We start from the raw sequence: 16,156 nt of genomic DNA on the forward strand, positions 1-16,156 counted from the left end.
TTAGCCTTTCGCTTCCCAGTTGCCGATGTCGTCTTCCGTGCCGCTTTTACCATCGGGACCATTGGACCAGAAATCGTACTTGCCGGAGTTCTTCTTGCCCTCGGCTGTGTACTGATACTCATTGCCCCACGGATCTTCCTTCAATTCTTCCATGTAAGGGCCGGACCATTTCTCTGCAACTGAAGAATCGCTTGGTTTTTCCCACAAATCCTGTAGCTTGGTGGGGTACTTGTTTGTATAGAGCCTGTAGGATTCGATACTGCTCTTTACCAGTCCAATCTGCGACTTGGCGGCATCAATGTTGGCACGTTCTTTGACGCCACCAAACTGGCTAACTGCGAGCGACGACAAGATTACCAAAATAATCAACACGAGCAGCACTTCGATCAGCGTGAAGCCTGTACGTGGTAACGCCGATGTTCGCGAGTGACTCTTGCGAAAAAACATAGGGAAACTCCTTTCCTCTGTACTCATTTTTGACTTGGGGAGGGACGCCTGAGGCGGGACAAGTTTATTCAATTTAGCGCTGGAGCTTGCTCCGCACACAACAAACAATTTCACTCATTACAAAGCCGTAGCTGATTTTAACATTGGCAGTAGCAGCGCGACAACGATCACCAGCACCGCCGAAGCCATCACCAACAGCATCAAAGGTTCAACCAGCCGCACCATCAGGTCCAATTTCCGCCAAGTTTGCCGCTCCAGCGAATCGGCAATGTCGGTCAGCACGGTTTCCAGCGTGTTGGATTGTTCGGCAACGCTGATCATTTCTACGACGTCGGGCGGAAAATGTCCGCTGGATTTCAAGGGATTCGCCAAAGATTCGCCTGCCGTCAGATTGTCGGCGGCATTGTTCACCGCGGCGGTGAGCACGCGATTACCAGTCGAATCGGCACTGATGGTGAGTGCCCGCACGATGGGGACACCACCGCTAAGCAGCGTTCCCAGCACGCGGCAAAATCGGGAGACCGCCAAATTGCAGTAAATGGCACCCGCTTGGGGAATCTTGAGTTTCCACTTGTCGACAAACCAGCGCCCGGCTTCGGTCGCAATCTGAGAACGCACGGCCATCACAATCAGGCCGATCGCTAGAGCGATCAAAAGCCCATAGCTCGAAATGGCCGTGCTGAGCCAAAGCAAAAACTCCGTCATCAACGGAAGTTCCCCTTTCGCACGCAAACGGCTGAACAGAGTTTCAAACTGCGGCACAAAGTAAACGATCAAGACCGTGACGATCGAAATACTGAACACAATCAAAAACATAGGGTATGCGAGCGCCCCCATGACACGGCTTTTCAGTTCGGCCTGTTGATCGGTAAACCGAGCCACGCGTTCCAAGGCCTCTTCCAAAAAACCACCTTCGATCCCCGCGCGGACGATGCTGATCGACAAATCATTGAAGGTGCGCGGATGCCTAGACATCGCCTCGGCCAATGACTCGCCGTCGGCGATGCGATCACGTAAGTCTTCGATCGTGGTCTTAAGTGCCGGCAACGTGCTTTGATTGCCAAGCACTTCGAGGGCCCGCAGCAAGGGCACGCCGCTTTTCATCAGCGCGGCCAGTTGCAGATAGAACTGCGCCATCGCGTGCGGGCGCACCTTTCCGCCGAATTTAATTCGCACGGGGGCAGCCGCTTGCTTCACTTCGACCGGAAACAGCTTCATCCCCGCGAGCGTGGTCATGGCCTCGCGCTGCGTGGCTGCCGACAACTTCCCCGCAACGCGTTGACCGGCGATATCTCGAGCGATGTAGGCAAAGTCGGCCATAATGAATGCGGATTGCGGATTTCAGTTTGCGGAATGGTATTTCGCTGTAGTCCTAGTCGCCCGAGATATTCTATTCATGCGTGTTCGGCTTAATCTTGTTCATCAATCCGCACTTCGCAATCCGAATTCCACGATCAAAGCCGGTCACCCTTTGTCACGCGCAGAACTTCTTCAACGGTGGTGATTCCCTCAAGCACCTTAAGCCACGCATCTTGCCGTAAGGTACGCATTCCGTCGGCGAGAGCCGCTTTGCGAATTTCCCAACTGCTTGCCCGATCGTGGGCCAATTGACGCACAGAGTCGGTTGTCACGCAAAGCTCAAAAATGCCCTGCCGCCCGGCAAAACCCATTTCGCGGCAGAGTCGGCAACCCGCCGGATGGTACAGCGGCATTCCCCCCGCGATGTAATCGTCCCACGGAAAATCGTCAGGCAGGTCTTCTTGGCGAGGCTGATAGGGTTCCCGGCAGGTCCGGCAAAGCCTGCGCACAAGCCGCTGAGCCATCACCGCTTCGATCGTGCTCGCCACCAAAAAAGGTTCGATTCCCATATCCACAAGGCGTGTGTAGGCGCTCGGCGCATCATTCGTATGTAACGTGCTAAATACCAAGTGACCAGTGAGCGAGGCTTGAATCGCATTTTCAGCCGTTTCGTGATCGCGAATTTCCCCCACCAACACCACGTCAGGATCATGTCGCAAAATGGCACGCAAGGATTGGGCAAACGTCAGCCCAATCTTCGGGTGGACCTGGATTTGATTGATCCCTTCGAGTTGATATTCAACCGGGTCTTCGGTGGTGATGATCTTGGTGTCTTCACTTTTGATATCCAGCAGCGCGCTATACAGCGAAGTCGTCTTGCCCGACCCCGTGGGCCCGGTCACGAGAATGATTCCGTGCGGCAAGCGAATCAGCTGATCGAAGTGGCGGCGCAAGTCTCCTTGCATACCCAACTTCTCGAGCGAAAACTCCATGCTCCCTTTGTCCAACAGACGCATGACGATCCCCTCGCCATGCAGCATCGGAATCACCGACACACGCACGTCGACTTCGCGCCCATGAACTTTCAACTTGATACGGCCATCTTGTGGCAAACGCTTCTCGGCAATGTTGAGCCGCGCCATGATTTTCAGTCGGCTGATGATCGCGGCGTGAAAGCGATTGATTTCCGCCGGCGCGGGTTGCTGATGCAGCATGCCGTCGATGCGGTAGCGAATCTTAATGCCCGAAGGCTGCGATTCGATATGCACGTCGCTCGCCCGCGCGTCGATGGCTTCCTTGAGAATTTCGTTGACGAGCCGCACCACCGAGGCTTCTTGAGCCTCGGCCGAAATCTCCGCGTCGTCGGCGTCGATGTCTCCCAGGAACTCGACGTCTTCCTCTTCTTCACGCTGGGCCATCAAACCTTCGACGGTTTCGCTACCAACGCCCAAATGGGTTCGCATGCACTGGGCAATCGAATCTTTGGAGGCCAGCACGGGCTCCACGGCACACCCCAGCACAGCCCCCGCTTCGTCGAGCGAGAACAAATCAAGCGGATCCGAGGTGGCCACAATCACCGAGCCATTTTGCCGGGCGATTGGAAACAGCCCGTGGCGATAGATGAGCTTTTGAGGAAACTCGGCGAGCAGCGAACGATCAATCTGGGCATGTTCCAGATCGATCATTTCCATGCCCATCTCGGCACCCATCACCCGCAGCGCATCTGCTTCGGTCACAAGTCCCAAGCGCACGGCGATTTCATCCGCGCGATCGCCATTGACCCGCGCCGCGGAAATCTGCTCCAGGCCGGCGTGGTCAACCAGCCCATGCTTCAAAAGAATATTGCCGGGATCCATGTTCCGAGTCAGGTGGGACAAGAAGGCAGGAGTAGTGCGAACGGTAACGCCGCAGTTCCTCAATTATGCCCACTCACCTAGCACGAATCAAACGGGGGCCTAAATCGCCTCGGCGGGCTCGGTTTCCTCGGCCATTTCGGGACGCTGCCGCAACGAGCGTCTCCCTTCGGCATTCCCGCGCCGGCCCCCAAATCCCCCACGACCGCGATTGCCTTCCAGCATTGCCGCCGGCAGGTCGAATTCCGCACCTAACAAAGTCACAAGTTTTTCTTGCTGATCGGGGGACAGCAGAGCGTTGGCTTCTTCGCGGGCTTCAGCCAACGTCACCGCGCCACGTCCCCCTTGAGCCTGAGCTTGCTCGCGCAATTGTTTCTGTTGTTCGGCCGTGAGATCCAATGCCGCCGCGATATCGGAACTTGAAAGTGCCGTTGCCGCACCATCGCGCCGCAGGCCAAGCTGCAGATTGATTTGCCGCAACCGCGAGGTTTGCTCGCTATTCAGGACGGTGCCTAATCTTTCATTGATGCGGTTGGCCATTTCGGCCATTCGTTCGCGAAACTGTTGGCGATCAGCGGGATCGGCATCGTGAAACGACTGCATCATGCCGCGAATTTCTTCGGCGAAATCTTGGCGAATGTTTACGGTCAGCGAATCGACCTGTGCCGCCTGATCCCCTTCGAGTTTGAGTTCCTGCTTCACGGAATCAATTTGCAGCAGCGGGACAAAGCCCATACCCTGCTGGCCGAAGCGGCCACGGCCTTGAAACATCCGCCCACGTTCAGGTTGCGCGGAAGCATCTTGCGTAATAGAGGGCTCTGGTTCACTTTGCTGGGCGTAAAGATCGCTAGCCACTAACCACGAGCAGAGAACGCAAACAATAAACAAGGATTTCGACATCACACAACTCCCCCAATGGCCAGTTCGCATGGATTCATGCTACGCCATCGAAGGGTCTGCGAACAGCCACAACGCTTTCTCACGAAGATTTAACACTTGAAGCAAAGCTAGCGAACTTCTCATCCGAAAACGGGTGCCACTGCTGGCTCGCCCAGCAGTGCCCTAGCAGCATGGAGGAAGCCACCCAGAGAACCCGGCTAGCTCGACTTTTTCTTCGCAGCTTTCTTCGGCGTTGCCTTTTTAGTCGCGGCTTTTTTGGGTGCGGATTTCTTCGTGGCAGATTTTTTGGCTGCCGCCGCTTTAGGTGCCGCCTTTTTCTTGGATGCTTTCTTGGGCGGTGGGCCCAAGGCGGCTTTATCGGCTAGCAATCCCAGCGCTTCGTCAAACGTGATTTCTTCCGGCAACATCCCTTTCCGCAGCGAAACATTCGTCACGCCATCGGTGATGTAAGGACCAAAACGACCTTCGAGAATTTGCACCGGCTTTTCAGTCACGGGTGAAGCATCGAACAACTTGAGCGGCGGCTTCTTGGCGGCTCCACGACGGTGAGTTTTTGGTTGTGCCAGCAAATCGACCGCTTGTGCGAACGTCACATCAATAGGCGAAACATCCGCAGGCAACGAACGTGTGTCGGTTCCACACTTAATGTATGGCCCATAGCGCCCATTGTGCGCCTCGATGGTCTCATTCTTTTCCGGGTGATTGCCCAAATTGCGCGGCAATGAAAGCAGCTTGAGCGCGGTTTCAAGGTCGATTTGCTCGGGCACCATCCCCTTCAGCAAACTAGCGTTTTGCGGCTTCTCTTCGTCGTCGGTGTTGCCGCGCTGCACGTAGGGTCCGAATCGCCCCACTTTGACATACACCGGCTTGTTGGTTTCTGGGCAATTCCCCAGCGGCTCGTCACCCTTCTCGGCCTGATCCAACAACTGGAGCGCCATCGCCAGCGTGACTTCATCGGGCGCAACATCGTCTTTGAGCGAGGCCGTGCGATCTCCCTGCTCGACAAACGGAGAGTAACGACCCACGCGGACAAACACTTCGGGACCGTTCTCAGGCTTGCCGATGAAAATCCGGCTGATCTTCGCGGGATCGATTTCGTCGATCTTATGCTCAAGGAGTTTCTTCAAACCGGGCCGACCGTTGCCGAAGTAGAAGTCGCCCAAGTACTCCACGTGCCCGCGCTCGCCGCGGCTGATCGCGTCGAGATCGTCTTCCATCTGCGCGGTGAATTGATAATCCACCAGCGAGCCGAGATTCTCTTCCAGCAAAGTGATGACGGAAAAAGCAACCCAAGTCGGCACTAGCGCATTGTTCTTTTTGAACACGTAGTTCCGCGCGAGAATCGTATCGATAATTGACGCATACGTACTCGGTCGACCGATGCCACGTTCTTCCAGCGCCTTGGTCAGTGCCGCTTCGCTGTAACGCCCCGGGGCTTGGGTGGTGTGCTCTTTGGCTTCTAACGAAGTAGCACGCAACTGATCGCCCACTTCCAAATTTGGCAGCGCGCGTTCTTGGTCGGCCAATTCCGCGGTGGGGTCGTCGGAACCCTCCACATAGGCACGCAGATAACCGGGGAAGTCGATCGTTTTGCCGCTCACCTGGAAAACGCAGCCTTCGCCTTCGATAGAAACCACGATCCGCCGGCCACGCGCATCTGACATCTGGCTGGCAATCGTGCGCTTCCAAATCATGTCGAACAGACGAAACTCGTCGTTGTTCAGCACATTCTTCATCGTATCAGGCAGTTCAAACGGATGACCCGCGGGACGGATCGCTTCGTGAGCTTCCTGAGCGTTCTTCACCTTAGATTTATAAACCCGCGGCTCCGACGGCAAGAACTCACCACCATAGCTGCGGCTCACCAAATCACGCGCATCTTGAATCGCCACGCTCGCCAAATTCGTCGAGTCGGTACGCATGTAAGTGATGTGGCCGTTTTCGTACAAGCTCTGGGCCACTTGCATCGTCCGCCGCGCCGTGAATCCGAGCTTCCGGTTCGCTTCCTGTTGCAGCGTGCTGGTCGTGAACGGTGGATAAGGCTTCGTCGTGTACGGCTTATCCTCAATCGAGGCCACGCGGAACGTGCCGTTCTTGATGCGCTCGATCAGAGCGTTCGCACCTGGTCCGTCCAGCAGCAACATGTCGGGGTTTTTGAGTTTGCCCGTCGTCGAGTCAAAATCCTTGCCCGATGGAATTTTGCGGCCATCAGACGACATCAACGGCGCTTCGAGTGATTGACCATCTTCTTTGGCAAACTGGGCCAGCAAATCCCACCACGTGCCCGAGACAAATGCCATCCGCTCGCGTTCGCGTTCTACGATCAACCGCACGGCAACACTTTGCACGCGGCCTGCCGAAAGTCGCGGTCGCACCTTCCGCCAAAGCAGTGGAGAAACTTCATAGCCATACAATCGGTCGAGAATGCGCCGTGTTTCTTGGGCTCGCACCAAGCCCTGGTCAACCTCGCGCGGACCGGCCAGTGCTGCTTGAATGGCATCCTTCGTGATTTCGTGAAACACTAACCGATGCACCGGCACCTTGGGTTTCAAGATCTCCAGCAAATGCCAGCTGATCGCTTCCCCTTCGCGGTCTTCGTCCGTCGCCAGATAGAGTGCATTACACTTTTTGAGTTCGTCTTTGAGCAGCTTGATCTGCTTGGACTTCTCGGGCGGAACGACGTAAATTGGAGTGAAGTTGTCGTTGACGTTCACCCCCAAGTTCGACCACGGCTCTCCTTTATATTCCGCTGGGATCTGCGCAGCCCCTTGCGGCAAGTCGCGAATGTGGCCGATGCTCGCCTCGACACGGAAACCTTTGCCCAGATATTTGCCAATTGTCTTGGCCTTGGCTGGAGATTCCACGATGACCAAGGCTTGGCCGCCGTCGCCGGATTCAGGAGTAGTTGCCTTCTTTGCCATAGATATTCAGTCGTTTCACAAAGCCCCAGCTGTCTGCCAAGTTCCGCTTCTCTTATCCGTTCAAAACCTAAGACGGGGTGAGCAAAGTCTTGTCAGCCTGCCTCTTCCGGTCAAGGTCTACAGACCCTACATTTATAGAATTGGGTAATAAGCGACCACGGACTAGGGCACCCTGTCTTAAGTCGAGGATGCCTGATTTGGCGGTTTATTGAGTACTTCCAGTGGCTCGCAGCGTCTCTCTCGTCGTCCACACTCCTGATTGGGATTGCATTTACGTCGATCTGCAATAGAATCACGGGCCACTTTAAGTAAGCATTCTGTCGTCAATCATTACTTCTGCACCGGTCGGGCTGTCAAGTGGCCCGGACCTGGCAACCTTGGCTCAGGACGTTCGATGGCTCACCCTTTTCGCTATTTTCGCAAGCACCAGAAGGCATTTATGGCCGCCGCGGTGGTTGTTGCCATGTTTGTGTTCGTCATTGGCGACCAAATTACCGCGATGATTGGCCAAGGGGGCGGCGGACCCGACCCCAAAGAAGTGGTTGCTAGCTGGGATGGCGGCAAATTGACCTCCATGGAGCTCGATGTCCTCACCCAACGGCGGTACTTCGTCAGTCAGTTCCTCGATCGATTGCGGATGGAAGGGGCCCGCCGGCTCATCGAACAAGGGGGCACACCGATGCTTCCCTCGGTTCCCGATTTCGTGCTTTCCCCCAATTCCAGCCCCCGCGACGTGCAAGTCGGCGTAGTCACGACACGGGTCTTGGCCGATCAGGCGAAAAAAGCGGGGATGAGTATCAGCGATGATGTTATTAACCATTTTCTCAAGGAAACCAGTTTCCGCCGGGTGAGCGATGAAGAAATGAAGATGCTCATGCAAGGCATTCGCGGTGGCGCCAATGTACGCGGCCTGGAAGATCAACTGTTCGCCGGCTTGCGTGAACTCTTGCTGGGAAACACGTATTTCGGGAGTTTCAGCTCTTACACCCGTCCCGAACTCGCCGAGCGGCTGCCCGTGTTGCCAGACAACCTGCCCGAGCAACGGTGGCAGGATTGGAAGCGCATCAACGACCGTATTGCCGTGGAAGCGGCAACGATCCCCGTCTCGGACTTCGTGAAGGATGTCCCCGATCCGAGCGAAGCCGAACTACGCGCCTTTTACGAAGAATTTAAGAACAACGAGTCGCATCCTCCCCACCAAGTTTTGGGGGCCATTCTCCCCTCGGCCGATCCCGGCTTCAAGGAAATGCGGAAAGTTAAGCTCAACTATCTGCTGGGCGACGTGAACGCTTGGAGCGAAAAGTATCGCGACACGATCACTGCCGATGAAATCGCCGACTACTACGAGCGCAACAAGCGCACGCAGTTCGTGAAGACGGATGGTTCGACCCCGTCGTTTGACGAGGGTTTGTTCGATACCAAGCCGGCCGAAGAAACGGTCGAAACCGAAGAATCCGCGACCGAAGAAAATCCCGAGGGCGACGTCAACGAAACGGCCGTCACTGAAGAAACCACGACCGAGGAAACTCCTGCTGAAGAAACGACTCCTCCCGCGGAAAAATCAACCCCTCCCGCCGCACCGGCTGATGAGGATTCCAGCAGCGTCGAGCGCAGTAAAACATTCCAGTTCGCGGCATTCCAGCTGAATGCAGAGGCCGAGGAAGCTGCGGAAGCAGCCGACGAGGCAGAAGTCGAAGAAGCCGCTGAAGAAATCGTCGATGCCGAAGAAACCGTGGCCGCAGAAGAGGCCGTCGAAGAAGCGACCGAAGCGCTCGAAGAAACCGATGCCGCAGCAGCGGAAGAAGCTGCTGAAGAAGATGCCGACGAAGACAAAACTGAATACATTCCGCTCGACGAAGTGCGCGATTCGATTCGCAATAAGCTCGCCACCGACAAAGCTGTCGTCGAACTGAAAAAGGTGATGGACCGCATCTACGGCGAGCTCCAAACCGAGTACAACCCCTACGGCTTCGCGGTCGTGACGGCTCGCTCGGAAAAGAAGGAAATCCCCGCTCCACCGGCGGCATTAACTAATCTCAAGGAACGTGCCAAGGAAACAGGCTTAACTTCCGAAGAAACCGTGCTGCTCACCCAACGCGAGCTTGCCGACACCTTCGTGGGCAAGGCGATCGATGTCCAAACACAAAGTGAGTTGGTCATCCAAGCCGCCTTCGACGATCTGCAGCTTTACGAACCGATGTTGGCCACCGATCTCGATGGCAACTTGTTTCTCGTGACGAAAGTGGAAGACATTCCCGAAAAGATTCCCGCCTTCGACGACATCAAAGACGAAGTGCTACAAGCCTGGAAGCTCCGCGAAGCCTCCCAGCTCGCACTGAAGAAAGCCGAAGAATTTGCCGCCGAGGCTCAGAAAAAGGGAGATACGCTCAGCACATTCTTCATCGGCAAGCCCTACGAAGTGACCACGACCGATCTCTTCAGCTGGCTCTCATTCGGCACGACCCCCGCAGAAATGCAGCGTGGCGCCCGTTTGGGCGATGCACCGCCGCTCTCCGCCGTCGGCCCGGATTTCATGACCAAGGCGTTCGAGCTCAAAGACGATGAAGTGGCCGCGCTGCTGAATTACGATCAGACCAATGCCTACATTTTCCGCGTCGATCGCCGCGAGTCGACACCCGAGGAACTTAAAGCCTTGTTCCTCAAGGAAGCCAACAGCTGGTACGGCGGGCGGGTGATGATGGGCGCACGTTGGCAATACCAGCAGCGCCAACTCATTGCCGAGCTGATGGATCGTGCCGGGCTTGATATGGAAAAGCTCGACACATTCCTCAGCCGCATGTACACACAATCGGATTCAGAGCAATAAGCTCTTCCTATCGCTGGGGCTTGAACACCACTACCGACAGCGGTGGCAAGGTCATCACCAGCGAATAAGGTCGCCCGTGGCTTTCGCTGTTTTCCGCGGCCAGCCCGGGGTAATTGCCCACGTTGCTTCCCGCGTAGTACTGCGAGTCGGTATTCAAGATTTCTTGATACCAGCCCCCTTCGGGCACTCCGATCCGATAATTGCTGCGGACCACGGGCGTAAAGTTGCAGGCCACGAGCACGTAATCATTCGGATTCGTTGCGCGGCGGAGATAGACCAGCACGCTATCGTTATGGTTGTGGCAATCGACCCACTCAAAGCCGCTGCTTTCAAAGTCATGCTGATGCAGCGCGGGCTCGGTCGTGTAGAGCCGATTCAAATCCGCCATCAATCGCTGAATGCCTTCGTGGCTCTCCCATTGCAATAAGTCCCATTGCAAATCGTCTTCGTAATTCCACTCTTTCCACTGGGCAATGTCGCCACCCATGAACGTGAGCTTTTTGCCTGGGTGGGTCCACTGATAGCCATACAGCAGCCGCAAATTCGCGAAGCGTTGCCACATGTCGCCGGGCATCTGATCGAGCATCGAGCCCTTGCCATGGACCACTTCATCATGCGAGAACGGCAGCACGAAATTCTCGGTGAACGCATAGATCAACGAGAACGTCAGTTCATCGTGATGATAGCCGCGGTGAATCGGTTCATGCCGCATGTAACGCAGGGTGTCGTTCATCCACCCCATGTTCCACTTCATGCTGAAACCAAGCCCACCCAAGTAAGTCGGCCGCGACACACCACCAAATGCGGTCGATTCCTCGGCCACGGTCAGCACACCCGGATATTGCAGGTGAACTTGCTCGTTGAATTCCTTAAGGAAATGAACCGCTTCGAGATTCTCGCGCCCGCCATATTGGTTGGGGATCCACTCACCCTCGTTGCGGCTGTAATCGAGATACAGCATCGACGCCACGGCATCGACCCGCAGACCGTCGATGTGATACTTATCGAGCCAGAACAACGCGTTCGAGGTGAGGAAATTGCGGACCTCGTTGCGGCCGTAATTGAAAATCTTCGTGCCCCAGTCGGGATGTTCACCCTGACGTGGGTCGGCATGTTCGTACAACGCCGTGCCATCGAAAAAGTCGAGTCCGTGGCTGTCTTTGGGGAAGTGCGCGGGGACCCAGTCGATCAACACGCCAATGTTGTGCTGATGGAGATAATCAACGAAGTACTGGAAATCCTGAGGCGAACCATAACGGCTGGTCGCCGCGAAATAGCCAACCGTTTGATATCCCCAGCTTCCGGTGAAGGGATGCTCGCTGATCGGCATCAGCTCAATGTGCGTAAAGCTCATCTTCTCGCAGTAAGCGGCTAAGCGATGAGCCAGCTCACGATAATTCATCCAGGGGCAACCACCATCGTGGTTGCGATTCCAACTCCCCAAATGAACTTCGTAGATCGAGATCGGCGCATTCAGCCCATTGCGACTTTCCCGTTCGCTCATCCAGTGGAAGTCGTTCCACTGATACGAATCGATGTCGGCTACGATGTTGGCGGTGCGGGGTGGAACTTCCGCGGCGAAACCATAGGGATCGCACTTCTCAACGACGTTCCCACCGCGGGCTTTCACGGAGAACTTATACAGCGTCCCCACGGTCATGTCGGGAATGAACAATTCCCAAATCCCGCCGGGCATGTGTTTGCGCATCGCGTGCTTGCGACGATCCCAGCCATTGAAATCTCCGATGACGCTGACGCTCTCAGCGTTGGGGGCCCACACGGCAAAGTTAATCCCCTTGATGCCATGGATTTCGCGTTCATGCGCACCAAGCCGGCGGTAGGCATCCCAATGGCGGCCTTCGCCCAACAAGTGGAGATCGTAATCGGTCAGTAGCGGTGGAAAAGAATAAGGATCGTGCATCGTCGTTTGTTCGCCCGCCTGGTTCACACTGCAAAACTGGTAAGTGTGACCGAGCTCACGGTCGTACACCTCCGGATTGCAGATCGCCTCGAACAATCCCGCCGGGTGGATCCGCCGCATCGGCTGAGAAATGCCGTGCTGCTGATCGACCAGCCACACTTGCTGCGACTCAGGAAGATAAGCCCGGATCGCCAGAGCCCGTCGACCGCCATCGACAATTTCGTGCGGTCCCAACACTTCAAAAGGGTTGTGGTGATAGCCGTGGACAACCGGTGCAATGGCACCGAGATCAACTTGAGTTCGCACCGCGGACATCCTTTTCTGGATTGCTAATCTGGGTTCTGTTTTACCTGAAATTACTTCACTGTGCCGCCTAAATTACCTAGTCACCTGACGAAATTCGGCATATTCCGTCAAACCCTTGTTTCATTTACCGTGCCAACACCTTGAATTTCTTTCCGAGAGGTGGGAATTATGCGGCTCCCTGTGTTAAACCCGGCATCGCGGCACCAATGGCACGCAAGGATTCGCCGAAATTGGTCGCTTTGCTCACCAACGAGGCCGCCACGCGACCGAGCGAATTCGGGCGCTGCTCTCGTTGATCGCGACGCCTTCTGACACGTTGCGGAGGTCTGACCCGCCGCTTGATGGGGGGGATCGCGGCTGTTTCCGCAGCTTCGGAAGTCGTGGCAGGCAATTCACAAGAGTTCGGCGTCATCTCGTGACAACGAACCTCTGCCGCCTCAAGCACGTGCGTTTGAGGGTCGACACACGACAGTGGCTCTTCTGTCGCGGCATCTTCAAATTGCCAAGCCTGGCACACGACTTTATGGAACAACAACGCGCGATCGACGCGTTGCCACAGATCATGATCTTTCACGGGAACGATCCGGCCGAATCGTTCCCATTGCCAATCATTCGCTCGCCACTCGGTCAGGCCACTGCGGATGCCACGACTCACGTAGCGACTCTTAGTGACGAGCGTAACCTGCGCTGGACCATCCAGAGCTTCCAATCCTCGCACCACGGCGAGCAGTTCCAAGCGTTCGCCACAGGTGACGTTTTCTTCATCGGCGACAACCATTCGCCGGCTGGTTTCGACGTTCTGGAGCACAAACCGCCACGTTTGGCCACTCGATGTGCAACTTGCTTCGGAGAAAAGCAAATAGTGGGAATTGGCAATCATGAGGACGCATGCACGACGCTGGGGGAAACGTCGGTCCGAATCGGTGGGTTAACGGCGACTAGCTTCGGCTGCCAGTCACTCGCGGGGGGAGTACCTCAGACACGCGTCCACTGCGAGTCAAACAGCGACATGAGCCGCTGTCTGAAATACCTTATCGGCAAACGCTTCGCAAACTCTCCAGTTTATCAGCCAGCCGTTTTAATCGGACCTATCTCCCACATAGCCCTTCCTCTGGGCAGGGGAGTCATCCACGCGAGCCAGAAGCGTAAGCGCCTGGAGTACTCAAACGTAAGCGTTTGGAGTCGTCATCTAAACACGACGAAATTCGTGCTGAACGCTCACCAATTCCGACAGCCGTTCACGATCGGCGCTCGATGCGATGCCGTCGATGACGGCCCACGTCAGCCGCGAGATTTCGGCTTCAACGCTTTCCTGCGGCGTGATCGGGGCCACCAGCGCAGCGATCGCTCCGCGGCCCTTGGCAGGAGAATAATTAGCCCGTGCCTGGGGATTCCCTACCACACCAGACAACGGCAACGACAGGTTAGCAGCTTCTCGGATCACGGTGAAAGACTCCCTAACACCAAGGCAGGCGAGCGGTGGGCATCAGCCCACTGCATATTCAAAGGACAGTCGGCAATTAAGCAACTGGCGTGCCAGCCATCAGGCCCACCTGTCGCAACCGCAAGGGAAACCTCTTCCCTCTGAAAAACTAGGCACTGCCCACGATTTCCAGGTTCGCGGTGGACTAGGCCAAGTGGCAGCAATTTTGCCATCTCGCCCAAATTCGCGGCACGCCCTGCCCCACCCCATAGCAAGCCGCTCGCGGCTTAGCTTGGCCGTCTGTCATTCCGAGGGGAGTTGTACGACCCGAGGAAATCTGGCTTCCCCCACCCTGCACTCTCCCGCGCATGCGCCCAGTACGGTAACCACACCATTCAACCTTCTCGTCATTCCCGCGAAGGCGGGAATCCAGTCTTCCATACTTGGCCACAAAAACCACGAAGAACCACAAAAAATGAGCCCAAACGCGCTAGCGTGGGATTATTCTCCCCCTCCCGCTGTACTCAGTGGGAGGGGCTAGGGGAGGGTTCCGAGAAACCTGTAGCATGCCGTGAAGAATTCGACGCCACGGACCAGGGGTCCATGCTACGAGCTTCCAAGAACCCTCCGTCGCGCAATCACGCTTGTCGGAATTACCTTTGCTTACAGCGTCAAATATGCGGTATAATAACCTAATGAGCACTCGCGAACTCATCGAGAAAGAATTGGACGTTTTGCCCGAGGCATTACAGCGCGAGGTCTACGATTTCGCACGCTTTCTTCGTTTGAAGTCCAGCGACGAGACATTTAATGGCCTCCTGGCGAGCGAAGCCGTCTTGGCGCGCGACTGGAACACTCCGGAAGAGGATGCTGCGTGGGCAAACCTGTAGCGGGCGATGTCATCGTTCTACCGTTTCCTCAAACCAACTTACAACCTGGCAAGCGCCGGCCCGCGCTGGTCGTGGTTAATCTTTCCGGCGATGACTTGATCCTTTGCCAGATCACCAGCCAAACCCATCGCGACTCTTACTCGATTCCTTTGGATGCTGACGATTTCCAAACTGGGCAGCTCAATATTTTTAGCTATATCAGACCAAATCGCCTCTTCACAGCTGAGCAATCAGTCATCCTCTCAATCGTGGCGCACGTAAAGACTCCAAAGCTCGATGAGACGCTCGCCAAACTTCGACAGCTTTTTTCGTAAGAAGCTGCCGCTACTAAGCAGTGCCTGCCCTCACGAAGGTGGGGCGGAAATCCAATCATCAATGCCTGGCCACAAGAAACGCGAAGAATCACAAAAATGAGCCCAAACGCGCTAGCGTGGGGTTTTTCGACGCCGCCACAAATCGTGAATTTCCAGAACCCACGGCTAGCGCCTTGCGGCTCATTCGTGTAGGTCAAGGCTGTGCCTGACACCAAAGCGATTGTAGACTGGCAAACGGCGTGCATCGATCGGGTCGAGAAACCCCATAGTCCACAACTTGGCGAGCCGTAAACGTGAGTGACCGGAGAAGGCCGGAGTAACCACGAAATACACGAACAAATTTAGCCCCGGGTGATTGCGAGGTCCTGCCGAGCACACACCCGGGGCAACAGAGTTCCATCCTCGAAAATCAGCCCTTTGAGCACCGGCGATTTTTAAAAACCAAAACGATTAGAGCACAGTAGGTACATACCAAGGATGTCGGTTCAGGGACAACCATGGCAATGATATCTTCATGCAACATATGTAAGTACGAAACTCTAAGCGATCGATCAGGACCGTCATCTGATAGAGTTGTATCGTGTGATGGGTAGACATTGTCGTCATCGACCAATCTACCACTGAGAATGCCTACGGGATTAGAACGTCCAAAAGAAACACCTAGCATGGGGTAGTGATAATACTGCCAAGGCAAGTCGATAGAGAATGTAAGATTGAGAATACTCAATTGATTAAAACTTTGAACTGCTGGAATAGACAATGACTTTGGAGTTGCCACTAAAGCCAGAGTTTCATTCTCGGGATGACTCGGATTCATTCCCGAGTAGTCATACCATTCGTATTCCATGGATTCAGTGATTAATGCAGCAATTCCATGATTTCTTGCTATTGTGTGGGAACCGTAGGGGGATGAAAAGCTGATAGACCAATCAACGAAATTAAGGGGTGTTATTTCTCCTTGTGTGCGATAGCCCAGGACTTTCGGACAGCGGCGGGCCAGTTTTTCTACGCCGCTAATGCCGGGGCGTTTTCGGCTTCGAATTGTTCTGGGGTTT

At 55.4% G+C, this 16,156-nt stretch carries 12 protein-coding genes; 3 read left to right on the top strand and 9 right to left on the bottom strand.

The genetic code is table 11. The features are described 5' to 3' along the window. From gspG to topA, 5 genes are all read right to left on the bottom strand, one after another. Complete coding sequence (gspG, locus tag AC6T8Q_RS09260; protein ID WP_500678804.1) at positions 1 to 447, bottom strand: type II secretion system major pseudopilin GspG; 447 nt, start codon at positions 445 to 447, stop codon at positions 1 to 3. 117 nt (positions 448 to 564) lie between these two features. Continuing rightward, entirely contained in the window at positions 565 to 1,767 is a 1,203-nt protein-coding gene (locus AC6T8Q_RS09265; RefSeq protein WP_500678805.1) for a type II secretion system F family protein, read from the bottom strand. A gap of 134 nt (positions 1,768 to 1,901) precedes the next feature. Beyond that, positions 1,902 to 3,602, bottom strand: coding sequence for a GspE/PulE family protein (locus AC6T8Q_RS09270; RefSeq protein ID WP_500678806.1), 1,701 nt, complete (start codon positions 3,600 to 3,602; stop codon positions 1,902 to 1,904). Between the two features lie 99 nt (positions 3,603 to 3,701). After that, positions 3,702 to 4,499: a hypothetical protein gene (locus AC6T8Q_RS09275; RefSeq protein ID WP_500678807.1), complete on the bottom strand. Its 798-nt coding sequence runs from the start codon at positions 4,497 to 4,499 to the stop codon at positions 3,702 to 3,704. A gap of 197 nt (positions 4,500 to 4,696) precedes the next feature. Next, positions 4,697 to 7,420, bottom strand: coding sequence for a type I DNA topoisomerase (gene topA, locus AC6T8Q_RS09280; RefSeq protein WP_500678808.1), 2,724 nt, complete (start codon positions 7,418 to 7,420; stop codon positions 4,697 to 4,699). A 394-nt stretch (positions 7,421 to 7,814) separates the two neighbouring features. Between topA and AC6T8Q_RS09285 the strand changes: the two genes are divergently transcribed. Further along, positions 7,815 to 10,247: a hypothetical protein gene (locus tag AC6T8Q_RS09285; RefSeq protein ID WP_500678809.1), complete on the top strand. Its 2,433-nt coding sequence runs from the start codon at positions 7,815 to 7,817 to the stop codon at positions 10,245 to 10,247. 7 nt (positions 10,248 to 10,254) lie between these two features. On the opposite strand, the gene glgB is transcribed toward AC6T8Q_RS09285, so the two are convergent. From glgB to AC6T8Q_RS09300, 3 genes are all read right to left on the bottom strand, one after another. Further along, positions 10,255 to 12,474: a 1,4-alpha-glucan branching protein GlgB gene (gene glgB / locus AC6T8Q_RS09290; protein WP_496919010.1), complete on the bottom strand. Its 2,220-nt coding sequence runs from the start codon at positions 12,472 to 12,474 to the stop codon at positions 10,255 to 10,257. 166 nt (positions 12,475 to 12,640) lie between these two features. Then, positions 12,641 to 13,354: an RNase H family protein gene (locus AC6T8Q_RS09295; protein ID WP_500678810.1), complete on the bottom strand. Its 714-nt coding sequence runs from the start codon at positions 13,352 to 13,354 to the stop codon at positions 12,641 to 12,643. Positions 13,355 to 13,663: 309 nt separating this feature from the next. Further along, a complete protein-coding gene (locus AC6T8Q_RS09300) occupies positions 13,664 to 13,918 on the bottom strand; it encodes a hypothetical protein (RefSeq protein ID WP_500678811.1) in 255 nt (84 codons plus the stop codon). Between the two features lie 674 nt (positions 13,919 to 14,592). On the opposite strand from AC6T8Q_RS09300, the gene AC6T8Q_RS09305 reads away from it, so the two are divergent. After that, positions 14,593 to 14,787, top strand: coding sequence for a hypothetical protein (locus AC6T8Q_RS09305; RefSeq protein ID WP_500678812.1), 195 nt, complete (start codon positions 14,593 to 14,595; stop codon positions 14,785 to 14,787). Beyond that, positions 14,772 to 15,101: a type II toxin-antitoxin system PemK/MazF family toxin gene (locus tag AC6T8Q_RS09310; RefSeq protein ID WP_500678813.1), complete on the top strand. Its 330-nt coding sequence runs from the start codon at positions 14,772 to 14,774 to the stop codon at positions 15,099 to 15,101. The genes AC6T8Q_RS09305 and AC6T8Q_RS09310 overlap by 16 nt, the downstream gene beginning before the upstream one ends. A gap of 409 nt (positions 15,102 to 15,510) precedes the next feature. Here AC6T8Q_RS09310 and AC6T8Q_RS09315 read toward each other — a convergent pair. After that, positions 15,511 to 16,156, bottom strand: a 646-nt coding sequence (locus tag AC6T8Q_RS09315) for a hypothetical protein (RefSeq protein WP_500678814.1), incomplete at its 5' end; no start/stop codon positions are given.

This window comes from Bythopirellula sp. (assembly GCF_041737835.1).
In the GTDB taxonomy this organism is placed as follows: domain Bacteria; phylum Planctomycetota; class Planctomycetia; order Pirellulales; family Lacipirellulaceae; genus Bythopirellula.